A 23818-nucleotide genomic window follows, 5' to 3' on the forward strand; every position below is an offset into this window, starting at 1 on the left:
AGGAAAAACCCGGCACCCTGTTAGGAGTGCCGGGTAAGGTGATAAGGATAGCCATTGGCAATCCCATCAGGTCGCGGTCATCATAATAAATATCTTGTGCTAATGTTCCGTGACTTCAGTCAAACATCGTAAATTTTGCATCCGGGCCGGGCAGCCCCTATAGGACGTTCATGGCTATCTTTCCTCGCCCCGTCTCTCCCAAAAGCGCAGCAGGAGACCTGTGGGGCTATCTGCTCGAAAAGCGGACTCATCGCTGGCCGCTACTCGGTGTTTCGGCCGCGCTGACATGGGTGATCATCTGGGTGTTCATGGTCGATGCGAACACCAACACGATGCCCAAGCAAAACCAGATCATGTATTTCCAGAACTGGACGGCGGACCGATCCGACGTCACCATTATCCTGCAACAGAAGGCGGATCTGGCGGCACGGGTTAAGGCGCTGCATGCCAAGCAGAAGGAAATGCAAAAGATTGCCGATATGTTCGGCATCGAATGGCGCGAGGATGCCAAGCGCAACGCCGCGCGTGAGGCCGAGGCAGTGCGCTATCTCAACGCCCAGCTCGACAAGAAGCTGGCCGAGGCACAGGCCAAGCTGGACGCGGGCCAGCCGCTTGCGAGGCCAGAGCCTTCCCCCTCCGGCCCGGTGGAATGACGGCAACGCGGAATGACGCGCGCTTCATGCGCGCAGCGATTGCGCTCTCATTGCGCGGGCAGGGCCGCACCGCGCCCAACCCCAATGTGGGCTGTATCATTGTCAAGGGTACTGTCGTCATCGGGCGCGGCTGGACCCAACCCGGCGGTCGCCCCCATGCCGAGGCGCAGGCGCTGGCCCAGGCGGATGGCCTGACCGACGGCGCGACAGCCTATGCTTCGCTCGAACCCTGTTTTCATCTCTCCCCCCGTGGCCCGCGCTGTGTGGAATTGATCGCCCGCGCCGGGATTGCACGCGTCGTCATCGCCGCGGCCGATCCAGATCCCCGTACCAACGGCCAGAGCATCGCCTGGCTGCGCGCGCAGGGCATCACGGTCGACACAGGCGTGCTGGCGGATGAAGCGCGCGCCGCGATGGATGGCTTCTTCGCCCGACAGACTTTGGGCCGCCCGGCGGTCACACTCAAGCTAGGCCTGTCGCTGGATGGGTGCATTGCCTGTGGAGATGGCAGCAGCCAGTGGATCACTTCTGCTCCCGCCCGCCATCATGCACATGTGATGCGCGCGCATCATGACGCGATACTTGTCGGACGTGGAACATGGTGGGCAGACAAGCCCCGTCTCAACATACGCCTGCCCGGCCTCGAAGACCACGCGCCGCAGCGCATCCTGCTGGGCCATGGCGCCCCACCTGATGGCTGGGCAATCATCGACGATCCCACCCGCATAGCGGACATCGAAGGCGCGTCCCGTCTGATGGTAGAGGGTGGCGCACAGACAGCCGCCGCGTTTCTCGCGGCAGATCTGGTCGATACGCTACTGCTTTATCGTGCGCCCATCATCCTTGGCGGCGGCAAACCCGGCGTGGCGGACATCGGCCTGCCCTCGCTCGATGCCGCACACGGCCGCTGGCGGCTTGTCGACAGGCGTATGCTGGGTGTCGACGCGATGGAGGTTTACGCGCGCGCAAGAGCGGGCTAGAGCCAAGCCATGTTTACCGGCATCATCACAGACATTGGCACTATCCTCTCTGCCGATCAGCGCGGAGATCTGCGCCTCGTCATCGCCTGCGGGTATGACATGGACGGTGTGGCGCTCGGCGCGTCAATCGCGTGTTCCGGCGTGTGCCTCACGGTGGTGGACAAGGGCACAGGCGCCGATGGCAAAGGCTGGTTCGCGGTCGACGCCTCGGCCGAAACCGTGCGCCGCACTGCTGTGGGCATGTGGGAATCTGGCCGCCGCCTCAACCTTGAGCGGGCGCTCAAGCTGGGCGATGAGCTGGGCGGGCATATCGTCACCGGCCATGTCGATGGCGTCGCCACCGTGATCGGCGTGTGCGAGGAAGGCGAATCGCGTCGCGTCGGCTTCACCGTATCGCCTGACATAGCGCCCTTTGTCGCGCAGAAGGGCTCTATCACCATAGATGGTGTGTCGCTCACCGTGAACGAGGTCACAGATCACAAGGGCGAGACGCATTTCAGCGTTAACCTCATTCCGCACACATGGTCCGTCACCACACTGGACGAGCTGGTGCAGGGGCGCGCGGTAAACATCGAGATCGATGTACTGGCGCGCTATCTTGCACGGATGAAGGAACGCATCACCGTCGTATGATGTGATTTACCGTCTTGACGATCACATTGTGATGTGATTTTATTCATAAATGTCTATACAGCTTATCGATCGGATCACATCCCTCATCCGCAGCGGCGCCATGTCGCGCTCTGGCCTTGCCCGTGCGGCCGGCCTCCACGCCAACAGCCTGCGCAAGCTGGGCGATGGCGACTGGAACCCCACCGCTGAAACCCTCTCCCGCCTTGAGGCCTATCTGACGAAGCGCGAAAGCGGCACCGCACTCGCCAGCCCGGAGGAAATCATCAACGAGGCGCGCAACGGGCGCATGTATATTCTCGTCGATGATGAAGACCGCGAGAATGAGGGCGATCTCATCATCCCCGCGCAGATGGCGACGCCGGATGCCATCAATTTCATGGCGACTCACGGGCGCGGTCTCATCTGCCTCGCGCTCAGCAAGCAGCGGGTCGATCAGCTTGGGCTGGATCTTATGAGCCGCGCCAACGGCACCCGGCATGAAACCGCCTTCACCGTCTCCATCGAGGCGCGCGAGGGCGTGACCACCGGCATATCGGCGGCGGACCGGGCACGAACTATCGCTGTTGCCATAGACTCATCCAAAGGGCGGCAGGATATCGTCTCGCCAGGTCATGTCTTCCCCTTGGTCGCGCGTGATGGCGGCGTCCTGATCCGCACCGGCCATACCGAGGCGGCAGTAGATGTCTCGCGTCTCGCAGGCCTCAATCCCTCCGGCGTGATCTGCGAGATCATGAAGGATGACGGCACCATGGCCCGGCTCGATGATCTCATCCCCTTCGCGCAGAAGCACAGGCTGAAGATCGGCACGATCCGCGATCTCATCGCCTATCGGCGGCGGCATGATCATCTGCTGGAGCGCCGGGCCGAAGCGAGCTTCACCAGCCGCTGGGGCGGCGAATGGAAAGCGATCACCTTCTTCAACTCCGCCACGCAATCCGAACAGCTGGTGCTGCAAAAGGGCAATATCGATCCTGACAGCCCCACCCTCGTCCGCATGCACCAGATCAACCCCTTCGCCGATATATTCGGCGAGGATATTGAACGCAGCGGCCTGCTGGCCCGTGCGATGGAGATTATCGGCAAAGAAGGCGCTGGGCTTATCGTCGCCATCAATCGACGCGCGCCAGACGATTTTTCCCGCCTGCTGATGATGCGCGACGGCGCACAGCCCCGCGATATGGATGAGCTGCGCGACTATGGCGTAGGCGCACAAATCCTTGCAGAATTGGGCGTGCATGACATGATCTTGCTCACCAACAGCAGCCACAGCCTGATCGCGCTTGATGGCTATGGCCTCGCCGTCGTCGGCCAGCGCACCATCGAGATTTAGGAGATACGGTATGTCGAAATTCCTGATTGTCGAGGCGCGCTTTTACGATCACCTCAACGACCTGTTGATTGAGGGCGCGGTCGCCGCTCTCGCTGCGGCGGGGCACAGCCACGAGGTCATCACCGTTCCCGGCGCGCTGGAAATTCCGGGCGCGGTAGCACTGGCGGCGGAGAGCGGGCGCTATGACGGATATGTCGCCATCGGTGTCGTCATCCGTGGTGAGACCTATCATTTCGAGGTCGTCTCCAACGAGAGTGCGCGCGCGCTGATGGCGCTCTCGCTCGATGGCATCCCCATCGGCAACGGCATCCTCACCGTGGAGAACGAGGCGCAGGCGCTCACCCGCGCCCGCCGCACCGAAAAAGACAAGGGTGGCGAGGCCGCAAAGGCGGCGATACGGATGCTGGAACTGCGCGAGAAATTTGCGGGCTGACAGGTTACGCCTTGCCTCCATCACGACCGGCCCTAAATAGGAGGCATGGCCAGCCCCCCCCTCCCCGATGACCCGACTCTAGACGAAGTGCGCGCCGCACTGGCTCCGCTCGTCGCGCGCAATGCCGCGTTCGATGGCTGGAGCGCAGCGGCGGTGGAGCTGGCGGCGGCACAGGCTGGGGTAGACCCGGAAATCGCCGCCCTCGCCTTTGAAGGCAAGGCGCTCAGCATGATCGACGCCTGGTTCGCACATATTGACGCAAGCATGCTGGCCGCCTGCCCACCAGAACGCCTCTCAGCCATGAAGATTCGCGAGAAAATAGCAGCGCTGGTCGAGGCACGGCTTGATGCGGCATCGGCAGACAAAGAAGCACTGCGTCGGGCGCTGTCCATCCTTGCCCTGCCACAGAATATCGCCCACGCCGCAAAGCTCGGCTGGCGCGCGGCGGACCATATGTGGCGCGCGGCGGGTGATACGGCGGTCGATTACAACCACTACACCAAGCGTACGCTGCTCACCGGCATATATTCTGCAACGCTGCTCGCGTTCGTGAACGACGAGAGCGAGGGCCATGCCGATACCCGCGCCTTCCTGGCCCGCAGAATCGAAGGCGTGATGCAGTTCGAAAAGGCCAAGGCGCGGCTCACCGCCAATGCGGAACACCGCCCCAGCCTCGCGCGCTTCATCGGTCGTCTGCGCTATCGCGCGCAATCCTGATTCACCCCCAGTTCACCCCGCGCCGGATACTGACCCCAGCAATGAAAGCTCTTCGTTCCGCCCTCTTGATGATGTGCTGCGCCTTGCAGGCGCTCACTGTGCAGATGCCCACGCGCGCGCAAACCGGCACCGATGCGCAAGACCTCGCCCGCGTGGCGGACTATATCCGCCAGACCAGGAGCCTCGTCGCGGACTTCGCGCAGACCGACCGTAACGGCCAGACGCTGACAGGTGTGCTCACCCTCAAGCAACCCGGCAAAATCCGCTTTCAATATCAGAAGGGCGTGCCGCTGCTCATCGTGGGCGATGGCAAGGCGTTGACCGTGATCGATTATGAAGTGCGGCAGGTTCAGCGCTGGCCGATCGGCAGCTCGCCACTCGGCGCGCTTATTGATCCCTCGCGCGATTTCACGAAGTTCAGCAAGGTAATCCAGACCGGCGACTCCGCCCTGCTCTCTGTCGAGGCGCGAGACCCCAAACGACCGGAGTTCGGCACGATCACGCTGGTCTTCCAGCGCCAGCCTTCCGCGCCGGCAGGCCTTAGCCTCTATGGCTGGGTGGCGCGTGATGCGCAGGGCAACCGCACCGCCGTCCGTCTCGGCGGGCAGCGCTATAACGCGCCGGTGGCGGATTCGGCGTTCCGCTGGCGCGACCCGCGCACACCCGGCCCGCGCGGAGGCGGTTAAGCGGTCTTCGCAAACGATAAACGGTGCGTTTTTTTCATCCGTTAATGTTGGCGACAGCCAGACTCAGGTAGAAGGGATCAACCGCAGAGGAAGAGGCCGGACTTCCCCCCTGTTATCCGGCCTGCCCCTTTGTGATTGCGCCCAATAGCGCACACTCGGACCCTCGCTCCACGCCCCCGGAGCGAGGGTCTTTCATTAACGTTGAAGCCCTCTTGCGTCGTCCTGCCAAGCCTCCTAGGGGATGGGGCCATGCCTCAAACTCTAAAAATCGCATCGTGGAACATCAACAGTGTCCGCGCCCGTATAGACCTTGTCACCCGGTTCCTCACCGAAGAAGCGCCAGACATATTGTGCCTTCAGGAAACCAAGGTGACGGACGATATTTTCCCCGGCGGAGTCTTCCGCCAGATGGGCTATAACCACCATATTCTTCATGGCCAGCCGATGCACCACGGCGTCGCTATCATCAGCAAGGTGCCTATCCGGGAGGACGACCGGCTGGACTGGCAGGCCAACCGCGAGGCACGCCATGTCGGCGTCAGGCTCGACAACGGCGTGCGGCTGGAAAATGTCTATGTGCCTGCTGGCGGCGAAGTGCCGGACCGGGTAGAGAACCCCAAATTCGGCCAGAAGCTCGATTTCCTTGAGAGAATGATCGAGTGGTCCTCCAATCTCTCGACGCCGACTATCCTGACGGGAGATTTCAACATCGCGCCGCTTGAGTGCGATGTATGGAGTCACAAGCAGCTCATCGATGTCGTCAGCCACACGCCGGTCGAGTGCGAGCTGCTCGGCCGGATGCAGGCCGCGCACAACTGGGTCGATCTGGGTCGCCAGTTCTACCCCGCGCCGCAGCGGCTATATACCTGGTGGAGCTATCGCGCGAAGGATTGGCTCGCGTCTGATCGTGGGCGCAGGCTCGATCATATGTGGGTCAGCCCGGAACTGGCGAGCAAGGCGGTCAGTCATCGCGTCGCTGAAAACTGCCGCAGCTGGGCAAGACCCTCTGATCATGCGCCGCTCATTACCGAGTTCGTGTTCTGATGAGCGCCGAGGCGACCGCGCGGGCTGTCGCCAGAGCGATCGACGCGCTGCGGCGCGGCTGGCCGGTCACGGTTTCGGCGGGCGATCGGAGCCTCCATCTGTTAGCGGTCGAAAGCGCGGACGAGACGAGCCTGCCTGCCTTCGATGCAGACAGCCGGGCAAATATCCTCATCTCCGCCGCGCGGGCGCAGACGCTTCGCCTCGCCAACCAGCGCGAGGCGGCAGACCCTGAAGCCCCGGTGCTGGTGCAGCGGGAAAGCTGGATCGACCTTGGCGGTGCAATGGCAATAGCGGACCCGGTGCGCGATCTCGCCACCCCGTTGAAAGGGCCGTATCGTGCGCTGCCCCTCGCCGACCCTGATGTAGCGTCGGCGGCATTGCGCCTTGCCCGGCTGGCCGGGATTTTGCCCGCCTTCTTCGTCGCGCCCGCTCCCATAATCACAGAGGCAAGCGCAGAGTCGGCAGCGATAGTGGCCTTTGACGGCGGCTCGCAACTGCATATCGCCACGCGCGCGCGTCTGCCTGTATCGGCGGCGGAAAACGCGGAGATCGTCGCCTTCCGTACTCCCGGCGACCCGCGCGAGCATGTTGCCCTCGTCGTCGGTACGCGCGACGACAGCCTGCCTGTCGTGCGGCTGCATAGCGAGTGCCTGACCGGCGATGTGCTCGGCAGCCTCAAATGCGATTGCGGGCCGCAGCTCCATTCCGCGCTCCACCAGATCGCCGAGGCGCGCTGGGGCGTGCTGCTCTATCTGCGGCAGGAGGGGCGCGGCATCGGCCTGATCAACAAGCTGCGCGCCTATGCGCTGCAGGATCAGGGGTTTGACACGGTGGACGCCAACACCCGCCTCGGTTTCGCGATAGATGCGCGGGATTTTTCGGTCGCGGCGCAGATGCTTAAGCTGCTTGCCATCCGCGACATTCGCCTGCTGACCAACAATCCCGCCAAGGTCGCCGGGCTGGAGGCGGAAGGCGTGAGAGTGACGGAGCGCGTACCGCTCAGTATCGCCGCGAACCCGCATAATGCCCGCTATCTCGACACCAAGCGGGACCGCACCGGGCATCAGCTATGAGCATCGCGCGGAAAAGTAGGCACCGGTTTTCCGCACACAGCGATGCGAGCACACTAACATGAGCATGGCTGTGCGCGTGGACACCGCCGCGCGGCTGCTGCATTTCAATGGCGAGATCATCCCCTGCGCCATTGGCAAGGGCGGCGCCTGCGCGGCCGAATCCAAGCATGAGGGCGATGGCTGCACGCCGCTGGGGAGATGGCCAATCCGGGGCGCGCTTTTGAGGGCGGGCCGGGTCACGTTTGCGCAGCCTTTGCACATTCCCTGGCGCTGGACGCGCGACAATGATGGCTGGTCAGATGGCGCGGACGACCCCGCCTATAACCGCCCCGTAACCCTCCCCCACTCCTTTTCGCACGAGCGCCTTCAGCGCGATGACGCCGCCTATGACATCGTCATCGTGCTGGGTCATAATGATGCGCCGCCCGTTCCGGGCATGGGCAGCGCGATCTTCTGGCATATCTGGGTGACGGGAGATGACAGCACCCCCAAGCCGACCGAGGGCTGCATCGCCATATCGCGCGCGGATATGGACCGCATCTTGCCCCTGCTGGAGCCGGGGATGATGATGGAAATCGCCTGACCTCAGGCCGCGATCTGCTGTTCCACCGCCCGCACTTCTGACGCATCGAGCAACCTGCGCTCCAGCGTTTGCAGGCGGGATTTGCTCTCTATCTTCCCGCCGAGCAGATCGGTGATGTAAAACGTATCCACAGCCCGCTCGCCATAGGTGGAGATGTGCGCGCTATGCACCGTCACCTTGGACTGGAACAGCGCATAGGCGAGATTGAACAACAGCGCAGGCTTGTCGCGCGCGTGGATCTCTATCACGGTAAAGCGGTTGGAGGCCTTGTTGTCGATCAGCACCACCGGCGCGATGGCAAAGGCCTCGGCGCGGGTGCGCGAGAGCGGCCGCGCCTCCAGCCTAGGCTGAAGCTTCTGCTTGTTGGCCAGCGCATCCTCGATGGCCCGCTCGATCCGCGCGAGCTGGCTCGGCTCATCAAATGGGCGGCCAAGCGGGTCCTGCACCAGAAAGTTATCGATCGCCATGCCATCGCGCGTGGTGTGGATGCGCGCGTCGATGATACTGGCGCCCGCGAGATAGATCGCGCCCGCAATGCGATAGAAAATGCCGGGGTGATCCGCCGCATAGATGGTGACGAGGCTCGCCCCACGCTCCGGATATACCTGTGCGGCGATGGAGAGCGGCGCCTTGCCCGCCGCCAAAATATGACGCGCGTTGTGGGCCAATATGTCATCCGCCTCTGCGATGAGATAGCTTTCGGGCAGGCGCTTCGCCAACCGCGCGAACTCCGCCTCGCTCACGTTGAGTGCGGACTTAAGCGCCGCGAGCTTGGCGTCGACCTTTTCCTTACGCCCGTTGGACTTGTGGCCAAGGCGCAGCACTTCTTCGGCGGCGTGATAGAGATCGCTCAGCAATTGGCGCTTCCAGCTATTCCACACCCCCGGCCCAACAGCGCGGATATCCACCGTCGTCAGCATCAGCAGCAGCCGCAACCGCTCGGCACTCTGCACCACCTCGACGAAATCCATGATCGTCTTATAGTCTGACAGGTCGCGCTTGAAGGCCGTGGCGCTCATCAGCAAATGATAGCGCACCAGCCAGGCGACCATCTCGGTCTCTGCCGCGCTCATGCCCAAGCGCGGGCAGAGCTTTTCCGCGACCTCTGCGCCGAGGACGCTGTGATCTCCGCCCCGCCCCTTGGCGATATCGTGCAACAGCACCGCGACATAGAGGACCCTGCGCGATACGAGCTTGCCCATAAGATTGCTGGACAGCGGATGATCCTCCGCCAACTCGCCTTTCTCAATTTGAGCGAGCAGGCCGACAGCGCGGATCGTGTGCTCGTCCACCGTATAGTGATGATACATATCGAACTGCATTTGAGCCACGACGCGGCCGAAATCGGGCACGAAGCGGCCAAAGACATTCGCCTCGTTCATCCAGCGCAGCACCGTTTCCGGGTCGCGCGGCGAGGTGAGTACATCCAGAAAAAAGGCGTTGGCGCGGGGGTCTTTGCGCGTTTCGTTGTCGATCAGCGGCGCATCCCGCCGTGCCGCGATCATCGCGCTGGGGTGAATGGCAAGGCCATGCTTGTCCGCCAGCGCAAATATCTCCAGCAGGCGTGCCGGGTCTTTCTGGAAAAAGTCGTCTTCGGGCAGCGCAATGCGCCCCCGCTCCAGCACAAAGCCGTCGAGCTTGCGCGGGCGGCGGAACAATGTCGGCATGAAGCGCCGCCCGCGCACCGCCCACTGGTCATCCAGATGCGCGAGGAACACGCCGGTCAGGTCCCCCACCAGCTTCGCCATCAGGAAGTAATATCGCATGAACCGCTCGACGCCCGATCGCCCGGCGCGCGGCGTGAAGTTCATTGCCTTGGCAACCTCCAGCTGCAAATCGAAGGTCAACCTGTCTTCCTCGCGCCCGGTGAGGCTGTGAAGATGGCAGCGCACGGCCCAGAGGAAATTTTCCGCCTTCTGAAACTGTTTCAGCTCTTGCGGGCTGAGCAGCCCGGCCTCGACCAGCCCGGCGATGTTGTCTACCCGGTTCACATATTTGCCGATCCAGAACAGGGTCTGGAGATCGCGCAGCCCGCCCTTGCCTTCCTTGACGTTCGGCTCGACCACATAGCGGCTATCGCCCATGCGCTTGTGCCGCGCTTCGCGCTCGGCCAGCTTTTCGGCAACGAAGCTCCGCGCACCGTCCTTCACAACCTCGGTGCCGAAGCGCCCGCGCGCCGTGTCATAGACCGCGCGGTCGCCCCAAACATAGCGCGCCTCCAGCAGGGCGGTGCGCACGCTGAGGTCGGCCTTCGCCATGCGGATCATCTCGTCGATCGAGCGGCTGGAGTGCCCGACCTTCAGCCCCAGATCCCACAGCGAATAGAGCATGGATTCGATCACCTGCTCGGTCCAGCTTGTCGGCTTGTAGGGGGTAACGAACGCGATATCGACGTCAGAGCCGGGTGCCATCTCGCCCCGGCCATAGCCCCCAACGGCCAGCAACACCATTTGCTCGGACGTGCTGCGGTTGCCGGGGTCATAAAGATGGCGGAGCGTCGCGTCATAGAGGATGCGCAAAATCTGGTCGGTCAGGAACGCAAATGCCTGCACTGTCTCGCGCCCGTTTGTGGGGTGTGCGTCCAGCCGCCGCATCGCCTCCGCGCGGCCCGAAGCCAGAGCGTCGGCAAGCACCGCGACTATTTTGCCGCGCAACGCCGTCGCGTCTTGCCCCGCCGCCTCGGCCAGCAACTGCTCCAGACGGTCGGCCACCGCGCGGCGGTCTATGATCGCCCGGCGATTGGGCAATGCTGAGAAAAAATCGGTCATAGTCTTATCTAGGGTTTCCTCGCCGCATCCGCTACCGCCTTGAGCTTATATATCAGCTCCAGCGCCTCGCGCGGCGTCAATGCGTCCGCGTCTGTGGCGTTTATCAGCTCTTGTAGCGGATCGGGGTTAAGGTCTTCCTTATCGGGCATTGTGGCAGCGAACAGCGGCAAATCGTCCAGCCCCGCCGCGATGCCGCCAGTCTTTGCCCGCCCCGCCTCCAGCTTTGCCAGCACCGCCTTGGCGCGCGCCAGCACAGCGGGCGGCAAGCCCGCGAGGCGCGCAACCGCGATGCCATAGCTGCGGTCCGCCGGGCCATCCGCCACCTCATGCAGCAGCACCAGATCGCCCTTCCACTCACGCGCGCGGACATTGTGCAACGAAAGCGCGGGCAATGTTTCGGCAAGGCGCGTCAGCTCATGATAATGCGTTGCGAACAGGCAGCGGCAGCGGTTGGCCTCGTGCACCGCCTCCACTACCGCCCATGCCAGCGCAAGGCCATCATAAGTCGAGGTGCCACGCCCCACCTCATCGAGGATGACGAAGCTGCGCTCGGTCGCCTGAGACAGGATTGCTGCGGTCTCGACCATCTCGACCATGAAGGTAGAGCGCCCGCGCGCGAGATTGTCTGACGCGCCAACGCGGCTGAAAAGCCGGTCGACAAGGCTGAGCGTGGCGGATTGGGCAGGCACATAGCTCCCCGCCTGCGCCATCAGCACGATCAGCGCATTCTGCCGCAGGAACGTCGATTTGCCGCCCATATTGGGGCCAGTGACGAGCCAGAGCCTGTCCGTTGGCTTAAGCGCGCAATCGTTGGCAACAAACGCCTGTCCCTCGCGCCGCAAGGCTTCCTCCACCACCGGATGCCGCCCGCCGACGATGTCCAGCCGCTGTTCCGCCACGAAGGCAGGCCGCGCCCATCCCCCTTCCGCCGCGCGCTCGGCCAATGCCCCCGCCACATCCAGCCGCGCCAGCGCCTGCGCCGCGCGGGTGATCGCCTCCTTGCGGGTAAGCACCATCTCGATCAGGCTTTCGAGATGCGCTGCTTCGGCGGCCAGCGCATGCGCGCCCGCCTGAGAAACGCGGGTAGCCTCCTCGTGCAGATCGACAGAGTTGAAGCGCACCACTCCGGCGAGCGTCTGCCGATGGGTGAAGCCGGATCCCTCGCGCATCAGCGCATCGCCATGCTTCCCCGGAACCTCAACATGATAGCCCAGCACCGCATTGTGGCGGATCTTGAGGGCGGAAATGCCTGTCTCATCGCGATAGCGGGCCTCAAGCTGCGCGATTGCGCGGCGACCGTCGCTTGCGAGGCGGCGCAGCTCATCGAGGGCCGCGTCAAACCCTTCCGCGATATAGCCGCCGGAAGACGCCTCGGTCGGCGGCGTGGGCACAAGCGCGCATGTCAGCTCATCCACCAGCGCGCCATGGCCATCGAGAGCGGGAAGCAAGCTGTTGAGCAACGACGGCTGTGCCTCCGTCCTGCCCAGCCGCTCGCGCAGGGTCCGCGCACCGGAGAGGCCATCGCGCAACTGCCCAAGGTCACGCGGCGACCCACGCCCAACCGCGACCCTCCCCAGCGCCCGCCCGATATCCGGCAGCGCCCTCAGCGCCGCACGCAGGGCTTCCCTTCTGCCGCTGTCGTCATGCAGCCACTGCACCAGATCGAGCCGTGCGCCGATCTCGCCTTCATCCAGCAGCGGCGCGGCGAGATCGGCGGCGAGCAGACGCGCGCCCGCGCCGGTCACGGTCCTGTCGATGCTGTGGAGCAGACTGCCCGCCCGGCTGCCGCTCATCGTGCAGACGATCTCCAGGCTCTCGCGCGTGGCGGCGTCGATCGCCATATGGCTGCCTGGCGCGATGTGCACCGGCGGCGCGAGGTGAGGCAGACGCCCCTGCCCGGCATGATCGAGATAACTCAGCAGTCCGCCGATGGCCGCCAGCTCCGCGCGACAAAAGCTGCCGAAGCCGTCCAGCGTCGCCACCCCGAACAGGCTTTTCAGGCGCGTCTCGGCCCGCGCAGAGGAAAATGCCGATTTATCGAACACATGCGCGCCCGGCACATCGAGCGCACAGCCTTCCGCCACCACAATCTCAGACGCGCCAAGCCGCGCCAGCTCTGCCCCCAAAGCTGTGCCATCAACACTCATCGCCTCGAACCGGCCCGTGGAGATATCCGCCGCCGCCAGCGCGATCTCGCCGCCCGCCTCGCCGACAGCGACGAGCATATTGTCCGCCCGCGCATCGAGCAGCGTGTCCTCGGTCAAAGTGCCGGGCGTGACATAACGCACGATCCCGCGCGCGACCAGCGCCTTGCTTCCCCCCCGCGCCTTCGCCTCGGCGGGCGTCTCGGTCTGCTCGGCAATCGCCACGCGATGGCCTGCGCGAATGAGGCGCGCGAGATAGGCCTCCGCGCTGTGCACCGGCACACCGCACATGGGGATCGGCGCTCCGCCATGATCCCCGCGCGAGGTGAGCGCAATATCGAGCGTAGCCGCCGCCGCCTTGGCGTCATCGAAGAACAACTCAAAGAAATCGCCCATGCGATAGAATAGCAGGCAGTCCTCTGCCTGCGCCTTCAGCGCGAAATATTGCGCCATCATCGGCGTCATCGGCACAAGCGTGTCAGTTACAGAGGCAGCGGGGCGGTTCATCGACCAATGCGATAGCGCCTCCAATGCGGTTTGGGAATTGAGCGACGGGTTTGATGCAAACAAAATTGCGCCCTTCCCCTTGTGGCGCGCCTATAAATGAAGCTAGTGCAAAACCGCCTGCACGCATCGGTTCCTATAACTGGAGACATTCATGTCTGACCGCCCCACCATCGAATTTTCCGAGCGTGAAGCCCTGTTTTTCCACTCCACCGGGCGCCCCGGCAAGATCGAGATCATCGCCTCCAAGCCGATGGCGACACAGCGCGATCTTTCGCTCGCCTACTCGCCCGGCGTCGCGGTGCCTGTGCGGGCGATCGCGGAGAATCCCGCCACTGCATATGACTATACCGCCAAGGGCAACCTCGTCGCGGTCATATCCAACGGCACGGCGATACTGGGGCTGGGCAATCTGGGCGCGCTCGCATCCAAGCCGGTGATGGAAGGCAAGGCGGTGCTGTTCAAGCGCTTCGCCGATGTGGACTCAATCGACATCGAGGTGGCGACCGAAGACCCACAGGCCTTTATCGAGGCGGTCGCGCTGCTGGAGCCTACCTTCGGCGGAATCAATCTTGAGGATATCAAGGCGCCGGAATGTTTCATCATAGAGCAGGCGCTGAAAGAGCGGATGAACATCCCGGTCATGCATGACGACCAGCATGGCACCGCGATCATCTGTGCTGCGGGCCTCATCAACGCGCTGCACATCACCGGGCGCGACATCAAGGATGTGTCTATTGTCGTTAATGGTGCGGGCGCAGCGGCGATTGCCTGCACAGAGCTGATCATCGCGATGGGTGCGGACAAATCCCGCATCATCATGTGTGACCGCGCCGGCGTCATCTATCAGGGCCGCGCCGAGGGCATGGACCAGTGGAAATCCGCCCATGCCGCCAAGACGGACAAGCGCAGCCTCGAAGAAGCGCTCAAGGGCGCGGACATTTTCATCGGCTTATCGGCGGCTGGAGCGGTCAAACCCCACATGGTGCAAGAGATGGCGCCCAAGCCGATCATCTTCGCAATGGCGAACCCGGACCCGGAAATCACCCCGCCCGATGCCAAAAAGGCCCGGCCAGACGCCATCGTAGCCACCGGCCGCTCGGATTATCCCAACCAGGTCAACAACGTGCTCGGCTTCCCGTTCATCTTCCGGGGCGCGCTCGATGTGCGAGCCACCGCGATCAACGAGGCGATGAAGATTGCCGCCGCAAACGCCATCGCCGCCCTCGCGCGGGAGCAGGTGCCGGAGGAAGTGGCACGGGCCTATGGCATACAGCATAATTACGGGCCGGATTATATCATCCCCGCCCCGTTTGACCCGCGTCTGATGGAGGTCGTCTCCACCGCCGTCGCCAAGGCGGCGATGGACAGCGGCGTCGCGCAAAAGCCGATCGAGGATATGGACGCCTACCGCCAGTCCCTCAAGGCGCGCCTCAACCCGACGACATCGGTGCTCACCCTCGCCTATGAGAGTGCGAAGGCCCACCCGAAACGCGTCGTCTTTGCCGAGGGCGAAGAGGAAGTGGTGCTGCGCGCCGCCATCCAGTTCCGCGATGGCGGATATGGCATCCCGGTGCTGGTCGGGCGGCAAGATGTGTATGACCGGCTGCGCGCGCTCGGCGTTGCCGATCCGCACAGCTTTGAGGTGCATAACAGCGTCAACTCGCCACTGGTGCCCAGGATGGTGGATGCGCTCTATGAACGCCTGCAGCGGCGCGGCTATCTGCGCCGCGATTGCGAGCGGATGGTGAACCGGGATCGCAACATCTTCGGCTCTCTGCTGCTCAAAATGGGCGAGGCGGACGCGATGATCACCGGCATGACGCGCACCTATGCGCAGACAATGCGCGAAGTGCGCCGGGTGATTGACACCGTGCCGGGCCGCACCAATTTCGGCATCCACATTCTTGTCGGCCAGAGCCATACGGTGTTCATGGCTGATACGACGGTGCATGAGCGCCCCTCGGCCATCGAGCTGGCCGATATCGCCGAGGGCACCGCCGCGGTTGCGCGCCGCATGGGTCATGAGCCGCGCGTCGCGTTTCTGTCTTACTCAACCTTCGGCAATCCATGGGGCAACTGGCTGGAAAATATCCGCGAGGCGGTCGCGATCCTCGACGAGCGTGGAGTCGATTTCGAATATGAGGGCGAAATGGCGCCCGATGTCGCGCTCAACCCGGCTGTGATGAAGAATTATCCGTTCTGCCGCCTCTCCGGCTCGGCCAACTGCCTCATCATGCCCGGCCTGCAATCGGCCAATGTCTCGGCCAAGCTGCTGCGCGAACTGGGCGGAGACAGCGTGATCGGCCCGATGCTGGTCGGCATGGAAAAGCCGGTTCAGGTGGCGACGATGGCATCGAACGCCAGCGAGCTGCTGACGCTGGCAGTGCTGGCGGCAGGCGGAATCGCGGGATAATCAGACTTCCGGGGGTGGCTCAGCCCGCCCCTTGAATCCTTGCGCAATGACATACCATTCGCTGCTGCCCTTGCGGCTGGCAGGGGGTTTGGCATGCTTTACCGTAGCAAAATTGCGCTTCAACAGCACGAGCAGATCCTTGTCCGTGCCGCCCGCAAACACTTTCGCCACAAACGCCCCTCCGGGCTTCAAATGCTCCACCGCGAACCACGCCGCTGCCTCGACCAGACCCATGGTGCGCAGATGATCCGTCTGGGCATGGCCGACGGTGTTGGCCGCCATGTCTGACAGCACCAGATCGGGCGCATCGCCCAGCGCCTCGGCCAGCGCTGCATCCGCCTCTTCGCTCAGAAAATCCATCTGGAGCAGCACCACGCCATCCATCGGGTCCACCGGCAGCAGGTCAATGCCTGCCACTTTCGCATGCGGCGCGCGTTTGCGCACCACCTGCGCCCACCCGCCCGGCGCCACGCCGAGATCCACCACCACGCGCGCACCCTTCAGCAGCCCGAACTTGTCATCCAGCTCCATCAGCTTGAACGCAGCGCGGCTACGCCAGCCTTCGGCTTTCGCCTGCTTCACATAAGGGTCGTTCAGTTGCCGCTGCAGCCAGCGTGTCGATTGCGCAGTACGGTTTTTCGCGGTCTTGACCCGCACGCGCCCTGCGCCCGCGCCCCTCATAGCCGCTGGTCCATCAGGCAGCGCAATATCCCCTCGCGGATGCCCCTGTCCGCTATGCCAAGGCGCGGCGCGGGCCAGATATCGAGTATGCCCTCCAGAATCGCACAGCCCGCCACCACCAGATCGGCCCGGTCCGGCCCGATGCTCGGCAGCGCGCGCCGCTCGTCCAGCGTCAACAGCGAGAGCCGCTGCGAAATCGCGCGCATAGAGCCGGTCGGCACAATCAGCCCGTCGATCAGTTGGCGGTTGTATTTGGGAAGGTCGAGATGGACGCTGGCCAGCGTCGTCACCGTGCCCGATGTACCGAGCAGGCGGGGCTGATCCGCGTCAGGGGGCACCCGCTCGGCAAAGGGCGCAATCGCATCGGCCACGCGCGCCCGCATCCGCGCATAGGCCGCCGCCCGCACATCCACATGGCTGTCTTCCGGCGCGGCCTCACACTCCGTGAGCGACACCACGCCCCACGGCATGCTCAGCCAGTCGATGATGCGCGGGCTTGGGCCGGTGCTATCCACCAGCACCAGTTCGGTAGAGCCGCCGCCAATGTCGAAGATCAGCGCCGGGCCATCCCCCGGCTCCAGCAGCGCATGGCATCCCAGCACCGCGAGCCGCGCCTCTTCCTGCGCCGAAATGATATCGAGCGCGATGCCCGTCTCGCGCTTCACCCGCTCAATGAACGCCGCGCCGTTGGACGCGCGACGGCACGCCTCGGTCGCAACCGAGCGCGCCAGCGTCACCTGCCGGGCGCGCAGCTTTTCCGCGCAGACGGAAAGCGCCGCCACTGCCCTGTCCATCGCCGCGTCGGACAGCGCGCCCGTCGCCGCCAGCCCCTCGCCCAGTCGCACGATGCGCGAAAAGGCATCGACCACCACAAAGCCATCGGCGGAGGGCTTGGCGATCAGCAGGCGGCAGTTGTTGGTGCCCAGATCGATCGCGGCATAGCTGGTGCGCGAGGCGCCGGTGCGGGCGGGGCCAGAGCGCGGGGGAGCAGAACGAACCGGCGGCCTGCCTGAAGCGGGTGCGGCACTGCCCGTTCCCTCATTGGCCCCGGAAGGGCGCATTTTCTCGGCCCTTTGGCGGGTCTGCTGCGCCATGCCTCGTCACTCACTTATATATTCCACGCGGAGCGCGCGGTACTTGGTTCCAACCCTAGGGGTTCGGCGCGCCATGCGCAAGCCGTGCGGGCAGTGAGCGATGCAGCGGCGGGAGAATCCGGCGTCTCTCGCCTTGACAGCGCCGACGCGCCCGCCTAGATCGACGCCTCCGTTGCCCCGTCGTCTAAAGGTAAGACTACGGACTCTGACTCCGTCAATCGAGGTTCGAATCCTCGCGGGGCATCCAACCTTACAAAATTTATGCCGGATTACAGTGCTGTGCGCTCCATTGCGCAGACGGCCTGTCAATACGCCCGCGCAATCGCGAACTCTACCGCCTCGATCAGCGCGTCCTTTGCCTTGCTGGCGGGAAAAATGCCGAGTGCATCCGTCGCGCGCTGGCCATAATGGCGGGCGCGGGCGAGCGTGTCGTCAATCGCGCCGGAGCGCCGCAGCAGCGCTGTTGCATGCGCCAGATCGTCGTCAGAGATCTTGTGCCCGGCAATCGCCGCGCGCCAGAAGGCCCGGTCCTCGTCATTGCCGCGCGCATAAGCGAGGATGACGGGCAGCGTCACCTTGCCATCGCGGAAGTCATCGCCCGCGTCCTTGCCCATCGTCGCCTCGTCAGACGCATAGTCGATAGCATCGTCCACCAGCTGAAACGCGATGCCAAGATGGCGGCCATAGGTATCCAGCGCCTGCTCCTGCGCTTCGTCCTTCTCCGCCACCACGGCGGCGATGCGGCAGGCGGCGGCAAACAGCGCGGCCGTCTTGGCATTGATGATATCGAGATATTGCTCTTCGTCGGTCTCGATCCGGCGCTGGGCGGAAAGCTGGTTCACCTCGCCCTCCGCAATCACGGCGGAGGCATGAGAGAGGATTTTCAGCACCTTCAGCGAACCATCCTCCACCATCAGCTCAAAGCTGCGGCTGAACAGGAAATCCCCCACCAGCACGCTGGCGCTGTTGCCCCAGATGATGTTCGCCGTCTTGCGCCCGCGCCGCATGCCAGAGCCATCGACCACATCGTCATGCAGCAGCGTCGCGGTGTGGATGAATTCCACCGCGGCGGAAAGCTTGTGGTGGCGCGTGCCCATATACTGGATGAGGCGCGCACAGGCGAGCGTGAGCATCGGGCGCATGCGCTTGCCGCCACCCGCGATCAGATGGCCCGCCAGCTCCGGGATCAGCGGGATGCGCGACTGCATCCGGTCGAGAATCACGGCGTTGACGCTGTTCATATCCTCCGCCACGAGGGTCATCAGCGGATCGAGCGAGGGCGGCGTGGCGCGGCCAATGCGGTGAATGGTTGCAGTCATGGCGGGGATTTACGCCCTCATGCGCCAAAGGCAAGTCTTAACCCTTGCGCCCGCGCTTCCCAGCGGCAAAAAGGCGCTTGATCAACAGGGGAGAGTGGCGGTGAGCGAATCGCTGGAGCAGTATCGGCAGAGCATCGACAATATCGACGCGGCGCTCATCTATATGCTGGCCGAGCGGTTCAAGGTGACGCAGGCGGTGGGCCGCCACAAGGCCGAGCATGCGCTGCCCCCCGCCGATCCGGGGCGCGAGGAGCGGCAGATCGCGCGGCTGCGCCAGCTTGCGGCGGATGCGCAGCTAGACCCGGTGTTCGCGGAGAAATTCCTGCGTTTCATCATTGATGAGGTGATCCGCCACCACCAGCAGATACGCGAAGGCTGAGCTAGGCGCCCAGCGCCCTATATCGCGCTTTCTTCGTCCGCGAGCGAGGGGCTTGAGGCTGCATCCGGCTCTGGCTCAGGCGTTTCGGTATCGTCCATCCGGCGGCCGATCATCTGGCTCATCGCCTCTCCGCTGGCGTTCAACAGCGGGAAGCTGCGCGAGGTGCTGATCCAGCCAGGCAGACCGCCCTCCTTGCCAAAGAAGAACTGATAGCCGAGCGAGAAGGCAAGAAAGGCGAGCGTCGCGATCACCAGCCCTTTCAATGCGCCAAAGCCCGCGCCGAGCACCCTGTCCACCGGCCCGACAAGCGAAGAGCGCACCCCCTGCCCCACCTTGCCCGCGATCAGCTTGCCCGCGAAAAAGGTGAGCGCAAACAGCCCCGCAAATGCGAGCAAAGAGGCCGCAGCACCCGCGCCGATCCACAGCCCCGCAAGGTCCGCCACCGGCGCGAGGAACAGGCGCACCGCGATCACCGCCACGCCCCAGGCGAGGAGAGACAGCACCTCCTGCACAAAACCCCGGAGAAAGCCCATCACGGCCATTCCCCCCATCAAAAGCAGCAAGGCCATATCGAGCGCGGTCATGCACCTTCGCTAGCCGCGCCCCAGCACCCGGTCAACATATTGCGAGAGCGCGCGATAGCCTTGTACTTTGAGGCCGCTTTCCTCCGCGCTGATGTTGGCGGGCACGCCCGCCATCTCGAACCCTAGCTTCTTCGCCTCGCGCAGGCGGAGCGGGGCGTGCGAGACGGGACGAATCTCGCCAGACAGCGCCACCTCGCCAAAGAAGATCGCGCCAGTCGGCACCGGCTTTTCCGCCAGCGCGGAGACAAGCGCCGCCGCGACCGCAAGGTCTGCCGCCGGTTCCGCGATCTTGTATCCGCCGGAAACGTTGAGATAGACCTCGCAATTGGCAAAGCTCAATCCACAGCGCGACTCCAGCACCGCGAGCAGCATCGCAAGCCGCCCGCTGTCCCACCCCACAACCGCGCGGCGCGGCGTCGCCCCGCTTTGCAGCCGCACGGTGAGCGCCTGAATCTCGACCAGCACCGGGCGTGTGCCCTCTAGTGCCGGAAACACAGTTGCGCCGGCCACGCTCTCGGCACGGTCGGTAAGGAACAGCGCGCTGGGATTGGGCACCTGTTCCAGCCCCTGCTCCACCATAGCGAACACGCCAATCTCGTCCGTGCCGCCAAAGCGGTTCTTGAGCGCGCGCAAAATGCGATACTGGTGGCTGCGCTCGCCCTCGAAGGCGAGCACGGTATCGACCATATGCTCCAGCACGCGCGGCCCGGCGATGCTGCCATCCTTGGTCACATGGCCCACAAGCACCAGCGCGGTGCCGCTTTCCTTGGCAAAGCGGATCAGCTCCTGAGCCGAGGCGCGCACCTGGCTCACGGTGCCGGGCGCGCTGTCTATCAGGTCAGAGTGCATCGTCTGAATCGAGTCGATCACCAGCAGATCGGGCGCGGCGCCATCCGGCCCTGCCCCGCCCACCGTGGTCAAAATATCCCGCACAGAGGTGGCGCTGGCGAGCAGGACCGGCGCATCGCCCAGCCCCAGCCGCCGCGCGCGCAGCCGCACCTGATCGGCCGCCTCCTCACCGCTGATATAGGCGACGCTGAGGCCAGCCCGCGCCATCTGCGCCGCGGTTTGCAGCAGCAAGGTCGATTTGCCGATGCCCGGATCACCGCCGATCAGCGTCGCGCTGCCCGCCACCAGCCCGCCGCCCAGCGCCCGGTCGAACTCGGCAATGCCGGTCGCCGCGCGTTCGGGTAGGGCAATCTCGCTATCAAGCGTGGTGAGCATCAGCGCCCGCCCGCCCTTTTGCAGATCATGCCGCGCGGCAAAGACGGTAGGCGCGGCTTCCTCAACCAGAGTGTTCCAGCCGCCGCAATCGTCGCACTGCCCCTGCCAGCGCGGCGATGTGCCGCCGCACTGCTGGCATGTGAATGTCTTTTTCGCCTTCGCCATGCCGCCACTATGCAGAACATTTCAGGAACATCAAGGGGAAATCGACATCGCGCTGGAAACGGGACCGGGCTTGGGGCATTGGGCAACGATGCCCCTCTCCACACGCCGACCCGACAGCGTCCGCATTGCCAGCTATAACATCCGCAAGGCCATCGGCACAGACCGCCGCCGCAACCCGGAGCGGATTCTGGCCGTGCTGGCAGAGATCGACGCCGATATTGTCGTGCTGCAGGAGGCAGACCGGCGCTTTGGCCTGCGCACCGCCGCCCTGCCCCCCGTGCTGCTGGAGTCGCACAGCGCCTATCGCGCTGCGCCCCTGAATGTGCAGTCCGACAGTATCGGCTGGCACGGCAACGCGATCCTGCTGCGCAAATCGGCGGAGTTACGCCAATCCGACATCATTCACCTGCCCTGCCTGGAACCGCGCGGAGCCGTGCTGGCCGAGGTCGAGCTGAATGGATTTACACTAAGGCTGATCGGCATGCACCTCGATCTTTCCGGCCTATGGCGCAGGCGGCAGGCAGCGGCGATCGTTCATGCGCAGGCGCATCTGCCCGCAATGCCGACCGTGCTGGCGGGAGATCTGAACGAATGGAGCGCCGAGCGCGGCTGCCTCGCCGATTTCGCGCGCCATTTCCGGTTCGCGGAGACGGGCAAGAGCTTTCATGCGCGCAGGCCCGTGGCGCGGCTCGACCGGATTTTGCACTGCGACCGGCTGGAGGCGGTGGCGGCGGGGGTGCATGACAGCGCCCTCGCCCGCCGCGCGTCCGATCATCTGCCGATCTGGGCGGATTTTACCATCGCCTGAAGCCCGCACCCAAGTGTTCCTGCGCAGGCAGGAACCCAGAGTGCGAGGCGCGGCGTCCAATACCCTGGGCTCCTGCCTGCGCAGGAGCACGCGGCTCAATCTCCCGTCAATATGCGGTCGACGAGCTGCTTCACCGTCGGCACAAAGCCGTTGGAATAGAACGGATCCTGCCCGAACCTGAACGCGCTGTGCCCGGCGAACATCAGGTTGCGGTCCGGGTCTCCGCCATGCGCGATGTCCTGCAGGGTTTTCTGGATGCAGAAGCTGCGCGGATCGGCGAGCCGCCCGGTGGTGTAGTCGTCATAATCCTTCCAGCTCGAAAAACCGCAATGGGAGAGACAGCCCATGCAATCCGTCTGGTCCTTGCGGATTTCGGCGCGCTCGGCGTCGGTGACGAAGACGAGCGTGTTGTCCGGCGTCTTCAGCGCGCTGGTGTAGCCCGCGCCAAACCACTCGCGCGCGCGCAGCAGATCGCCGGGCGTGACCCAGAAATTCTTGCCCTTCACACCCACATCGAGCTGATAGGTATGGTCGCCCGCATGCTCCAGCGAAAAGGCAATCTGCCGCTCTGACCGCCCTTCAAGGCTGCGCAGAAACGGCGTGCGCACGGCGGACGAATAAAAGCCGGTGGGCGAAAAGCGATGGAGGAGGATATCACCCTCCTTGAGCTGGGTCAGCCGGTCTTTCCACAGCTGCGGGATCGGGCTTTCCTGAGTCAACAGCGGGCGAGTGCCGAACTGGAAGGCGATGCTGCCCAGCTCCGGGTTGTCGATCCAGTTGTCCCACTCACGCAGATACCACACGCCACCCGCCATCACGATCGGCACTTCGTCTGAAATGCCGCCTTCGCGCATCACATCGCGCAGCGCCTTCACACGCGGATAGGGATCTTCAGGCTTCAGCGGGTCTTCGGCATTGGAAAGGCCGTTGTGCCCGCCCGCCAGCCACGGGTCTTCATAGACCACCGCCGCCAGCCACTCCGCCGCCTTGGAGTAAGACCGCTTCCACAGCGCGCGAAACGCACGGCCAGAGCTGACGATAGGGAGATAATAGACGCCATAATGCGCGGCGATCTCGCTAAGCTTGTAGGGCATGCCCGCGCCGCAGGTTACACCCGCAACCATGCCGCGCGTGCGCTCCAGCACGCCATGCAACACCTGCTGCGCGCCGCCCATTTCCCACAACACATTGATGTTGATCGCGCCTTTGCCGCCCGCAATCTCATGCGCGCGCGTCACCTGCTCCACCCCGCCCTCGATAGCATAGGCGACCAGCTCGTCGTGCCGCTCGCGCCGGGTGCGCCCATGATAGATCTGCGGGATCGGGTTGCCATCCGCGTCATAGCTGTCTGCGTTGACGGCAGAGACGGTGCCGATGCCGCCAGCAGCCGCCCACGCGCCGGAACTGGAATGATTGGAAACGGCGACACCTTTGCCACCCTCGACCAGCGGCCACACTTCCCGCCCGCCGTAATTAATGGGCTTCAACCCCTTGAACACTATCACCAGCTCCTAACCGCGACCCCGGATACGCCGGGTGAAACGCCGCCTATAGCAACTTTTATGGGACGCGCATGGAAAAAGTGAGGGAAGGCAGAACG

21 protein-coding genes and 1 tRNA gene are annotated in these 23818 nt (G+C 64.1%); 14 read left to right on the forward strand and 8 right to left on the reverse strand.

Going from position 1 to position 23818, the window contains the following annotated elements; genetic code table 11:
• Window positions 1–170: 170 nt before the first annotated feature.
• The 10 genes from EQG66_RS01360 (at window position 171) to EQG66_RS01405 (ending at window position 8132) form a co-directional block, all read left to right on the forward strand.
• Window positions 171–653, forward strand: a complete 483-nt coding sequence (locus tag EQG66_RS01360; RefSeq protein WP_129402730.1) for a DUF4200 domain-containing protein — start codon at window positions 171–173, stop codon at window positions 651–653.
• A complete protein-coding gene (gene ribD, locus EQG66_RS01365) occupies window positions 650–1633 on the forward strand; it encodes a bifunctional diaminohydroxyphosphoribosylaminopyrimidine deaminase/5-amino-6-(5-phosphoribosylamino)uracil reductase RibD (RefSeq protein WP_281273882.1) in 984 nt (327 codons plus the stop codon). Before EQG66_RS01360 ends, ribD begins: the two co-directional genes overlap by 4 nt.
• A gap of 9 nt (window positions 1634–1642) precedes the next feature.
• Window positions 1643–2266 carry a riboflavin synthase gene (locus EQG66_RS01370; RefSeq protein WP_129402731.1) on the forward strand — a complete coding sequence of 208 codons (624 nt, stop codon included), beginning with the start codon at window positions 1643–1645 and terminating at the stop codon, window positions 2264–2266.
• A gap of 49 nt (window positions 2267–2315) precedes the next feature.
• On the forward strand, window positions 2316–3596 hold the full coding sequence (ribB, locus tag EQG66_RS01375) for a 3,4-dihydroxy-2-butanone-4-phosphate synthase (protein ID WP_129402732.1): 1281 nt from the start codon (window positions 2316–2318) through the stop codon (window positions 3594–3596).
• Between the two features lie 10 nt (window positions 3597–3606).
• Window positions 3607–4029 (forward strand): 6,7-dimethyl-8-ribityllumazine synthase, encoded by a 423-nt coding sequence (gene ribH, locus EQG66_RS01380; RefSeq protein WP_129402733.1) that lies wholly within the window; start codon window positions 3607–3609, stop codon window positions 4027–4029.
• Between the two features lie 45 nt (window positions 4030–4074).
• Complete coding sequence (locus tag EQG66_RS01385; RefSeq protein ID WP_129402734.1) at window positions 4075–4746, forward strand: COQ9 family protein; 672 nt, start codon at window positions 4075–4077, stop codon at window positions 4744–4746.
• A 68-nt stretch (window positions 4747–4814) separates the two neighbouring features.
• On the forward strand, window positions 4815–5432 hold the full coding sequence (locus EQG66_RS01390) for a LolA family protein (protein WP_425470203.1): 618 nt from the start codon (window positions 4815–4817) through the stop codon (window positions 5430–5432).
• 249 nt (window positions 5433–5681) lie between these two features.
• Entirely contained in the window at window positions 5682–6476 is a 795-nt protein-coding gene (locus EQG66_RS01395; protein ID WP_129402736.1) for an exodeoxyribonuclease III, read from the forward strand.
• The gene (ribA, locus tag EQG66_RS01400; RefSeq protein ID WP_129402737.1) at window positions 6476–7549 is read left to right on the forward strand and encodes a GTP cyclohydrolase II; all 1074 of its coding nucleotides are present in this window, start codon (window positions 6476–6478) and stop codon (window positions 7547–7549) included. Before EQG66_RS01395 ends, ribA begins: the two co-directional genes overlap by 1 nt.
• Before the next feature lie 58 nt (window positions 7550–7607).
• Window positions 7608–8132, forward strand: coding sequence for a L,D-transpeptidase family protein (locus EQG66_RS01405; protein ID WP_129402738.1), 525 nt, complete (start codon window positions 7608–7610; stop codon window positions 8130–8132).
• A gap of 2 nt (window positions 8133–8134) precedes the next feature.
• On the opposite strand, the gene EQG66_RS01410 is transcribed toward EQG66_RS01405, so the two are convergent.
• Both EQG66_RS01410 and mutS read right to left on the reverse strand, forming a co-directional pair.
• Complete coding sequence (locus EQG66_RS01410; protein WP_129402739.1) at window positions 8135–10900, reverse strand: [protein-PII] uridylyltransferase; 2766 nt, start codon at window positions 10898–10900, stop codon at window positions 8135–8137.
• Between the two features lie 8 nt (window positions 10901–10908).
• Window positions 10909–13551 (reverse strand): DNA mismatch repair protein MutS, encoded by a 2643-nt coding sequence (gene mutS / locus EQG66_RS01415; RefSeq protein ID WP_245987767.1) that lies wholly within the window; start codon window positions 13549–13551, stop codon window positions 10909–10911.
• A gap of 151 nt (window positions 13552–13702) precedes the next feature.
• On the opposite strand from mutS, the gene EQG66_RS01420 reads away from it, so the two are divergent.
• Entirely contained in the window at window positions 13703–15964 is a 2262-nt protein-coding gene (locus EQG66_RS01420) for an NADP-dependent malic enzyme (RefSeq protein ID WP_129402740.1), read from the forward strand.
• On the opposite strand, the gene EQG66_RS01425 is transcribed toward EQG66_RS01420, so the two are convergent.
• The gene (locus EQG66_RS01425) at window positions 15965–16645 is read right to left on the reverse strand and encodes an RlmE family RNA methyltransferase (RefSeq protein WP_129402741.1); all 681 of its coding nucleotides are present in this window, start codon (window positions 16643–16645) and stop codon (window positions 15965–15967) included.
• Window positions 16642–17739 (reverse strand): Ppx/GppA phosphatase family protein, encoded by a 1098-nt coding sequence (locus tag EQG66_RS01430; protein WP_129402742.1) that lies wholly within the window; start codon window positions 17737–17739, stop codon window positions 16642–16644. The genes EQG66_RS01425 and EQG66_RS01430 overlap by 4 nt, the downstream gene beginning before the upstream one ends.
• Before the next feature lie 173 nt (window positions 17740–17912).
• Between EQG66_RS01430 and EQG66_RS01435 the strand changes: the two genes are divergently transcribed.
• Window positions 17913–17986, forward strand: a tRNA-Gln gene (locus EQG66_RS01435).
• A 58-nt stretch (window positions 17987–18044) separates the two neighbouring features.
• Here EQG66_RS01435 and EQG66_RS01440 read toward each other — a convergent pair.
• Entirely contained in the window at window positions 18045–19058 is a 1014-nt protein-coding gene (locus EQG66_RS01440; RefSeq protein WP_129402743.1) for a polyprenyl synthetase family protein, read from the reverse strand.
• Between the two features lie 100 nt (window positions 19059–19158).
• Between EQG66_RS01440 and EQG66_RS01445 the strand changes: the two genes are divergently transcribed.
• Window positions 19159–19437: a chorismate mutase gene (locus EQG66_RS01445; protein ID WP_129402744.1), complete on the forward strand. Its 279-nt coding sequence runs from the start codon at window positions 19159–19161 to the stop codon at window positions 19435–19437.
• A gap of 17 nt (window positions 19438–19454) precedes the next feature.
• On the opposite strand, the gene EQG66_RS01450 is transcribed toward EQG66_RS01445, so the two are convergent.
• Together EQG66_RS01450 and radA are read right to left on the reverse strand one after the other, a co-directional pair.
• Window positions 19455–20021 carry a CvpA family protein gene (locus EQG66_RS01450; protein WP_129402745.1) on the reverse strand — a complete coding sequence of 189 codons (567 nt, stop codon included), beginning with the start codon at window positions 20019–20021 and terminating at the stop codon, window positions 19455–19457.
• A 9-nt stretch (window positions 20022–20030) separates the two neighbouring features.
• On the reverse strand, window positions 20031–21410 hold the full coding sequence (gene radA, locus EQG66_RS01455; protein ID WP_129402746.1) for a DNA repair protein RadA: 1380 nt from the start codon (window positions 21408–21410) through the stop codon (window positions 20031–20033).
• An 88-nt stretch (window positions 21411–21498) separates the two neighbouring features.
• On the opposite strand from radA, the gene EQG66_RS01460 reads away from it, so the two are divergent.
• The gene (locus EQG66_RS01460) at window positions 21499–22218 is read left to right on the forward strand and encodes an endonuclease/exonuclease/phosphatase family protein (RefSeq protein ID WP_129402747.1); all 720 of its coding nucleotides are present in this window, start codon (window positions 21499–21501) and stop codon (window positions 22216–22218) included.
• Between the two features lie 95 nt (window positions 22219–22313).
• On the opposite strand, the gene EQG66_RS01465 is transcribed toward EQG66_RS01460, so the two are convergent.
• A complete protein-coding gene (locus EQG66_RS01465) occupies window positions 22314–23717 on the reverse strand; it encodes an NAD(P)H-dependent flavin oxidoreductase (protein WP_129402933.1) in 1404 nt (467 codons plus the stop codon).
• Window positions 23718–23818 lie beyond the last annotated feature (101 nt).

The sequence above is a fragment of the Sphingobium fluviale genome, from assembly GCF_004122115.1.
Classification (GTDB): Bacteria; Pseudomonadota; Alphaproteobacteria; order Sphingomonadales; family Sphingomonadaceae; genus Sphingobium; species Sphingobium fluviale.

Coding starts and splice junctions, on each gene's coding strand:
- EQG66_RS01460 (WP_129402747.1), top strand. CDS start 21,499: ATGCCCCTCTCCACACGCCGACCCGACAGCGTCCGCATTGCCAGCTAT.
- EQG66_RS01395 (WP_129402736.1), top strand. CDS start 5,682: ATGCCTCAAACTCTAAAAATCGCATCGTGGAACATCAACAGTGTCCGC.
- ribD (WP_281273882.1), top strand. CDS start 650: ATGACGGCAACGCGGAATGACGCGCGCTTCATGCGCGCAGCGATTGCG.
- mutS (WP_245987767.1), bottom strand. CDS start 13,551: ATGAACCGCCCCGCTGCCTCTGTAACTGACACGCTTGTGCCGATGACG.
- EQG66_RS01405 (WP_129402738.1), top strand. CDS start 7,608: ATGAGCATGGCTGTGCGCGTGGACACCGCCGCGCGGCTGCTGCATTTC.
- ribH (WP_129402733.1), top strand. CDS start 3,607: ATGTCGAAATTCCTGATTGTCGAGGCGCGCTTTTACGATCACCTCAAC.
- EQG66_RS01430 (WP_129402742.1), bottom strand. CDS start 17,739: ATGGCGCAGCAGACCCGCCAAAGGGCCGAGAAAATGCGCCCTTCCGGG.
- ribA (WP_129402737.1), top strand. CDS start 6,476: ATGAGCGCCGAGGCGACCGCGCGGGCTGTCGCCAGAGCGATCGACGCG.
- EQG66_RS01390 (WP_425470203.1), top strand. CDS start 4,815: ATGATGTGCTGCGCCTTGCAGGCGCTCACTGTGCAGATGCCCACGCGC.
- radA (WP_129402746.1), bottom strand. CDS start 21,410: ATGGCGAAGGCGAAAAAGACATTCACATGCCAGCAGTGCGGCGGCACA.
- EQG66_RS01440 (WP_129402743.1), bottom strand. CDS start 19,058: ATGACTGCAACCATTCACCGCATTGGCCGCGCCACGCCGCCCTCGCTC.
- EQG66_RS01425 (WP_129402741.1), bottom strand. CDS start 16,645: ATGAGGGGCGCGGGCGCAGGGCGCGTGCGGGTCAAGACCGCGAAAAAC.
- EQG66_RS01420 (WP_129402740.1), top strand. CDS start 13,703: ATGTCTGACCGCCCCACCATCGAATTTTCCGAGCGTGAAGCCCTGTTT.
- EQG66_RS01360 (WP_129402730.1), top strand. CDS start 171: ATGGCTATCTTTCCTCGCCCCGTCTCTCCCAAAAGCGCAGCAGGAGAC.
- EQG66_RS01385 (WP_129402734.1), top strand. CDS start 4,075: ATGGCCAGCCCCCCCCTCCCCGATGACCCGACTCTAGACGAAGTGCGC.
- EQG66_RS01450 (WP_129402745.1), bottom strand. CDS start 20,021: ATGACCGCGCTCGATATGGCCTTGCTGCTTTTGATGGGGGGAATGGCC.
- ribB (WP_129402732.1), top strand. CDS start 2,316: ATGTCTATACAGCTTATCGATCGGATCACATCCCTCATCCGCAGCGGC.
- EQG66_RS01410 (WP_129402739.1), bottom strand. CDS start 10,900: ATGACCGATTTTTTCTCAGCATTGCCCAATCGCCGGGCGATCATAGAC.
- EQG66_RS01370 (WP_129402731.1), top strand. CDS start 1,643: ATGTTTACCGGCATCATCACAGACATTGGCACTATCCTCTCTGCCGAT.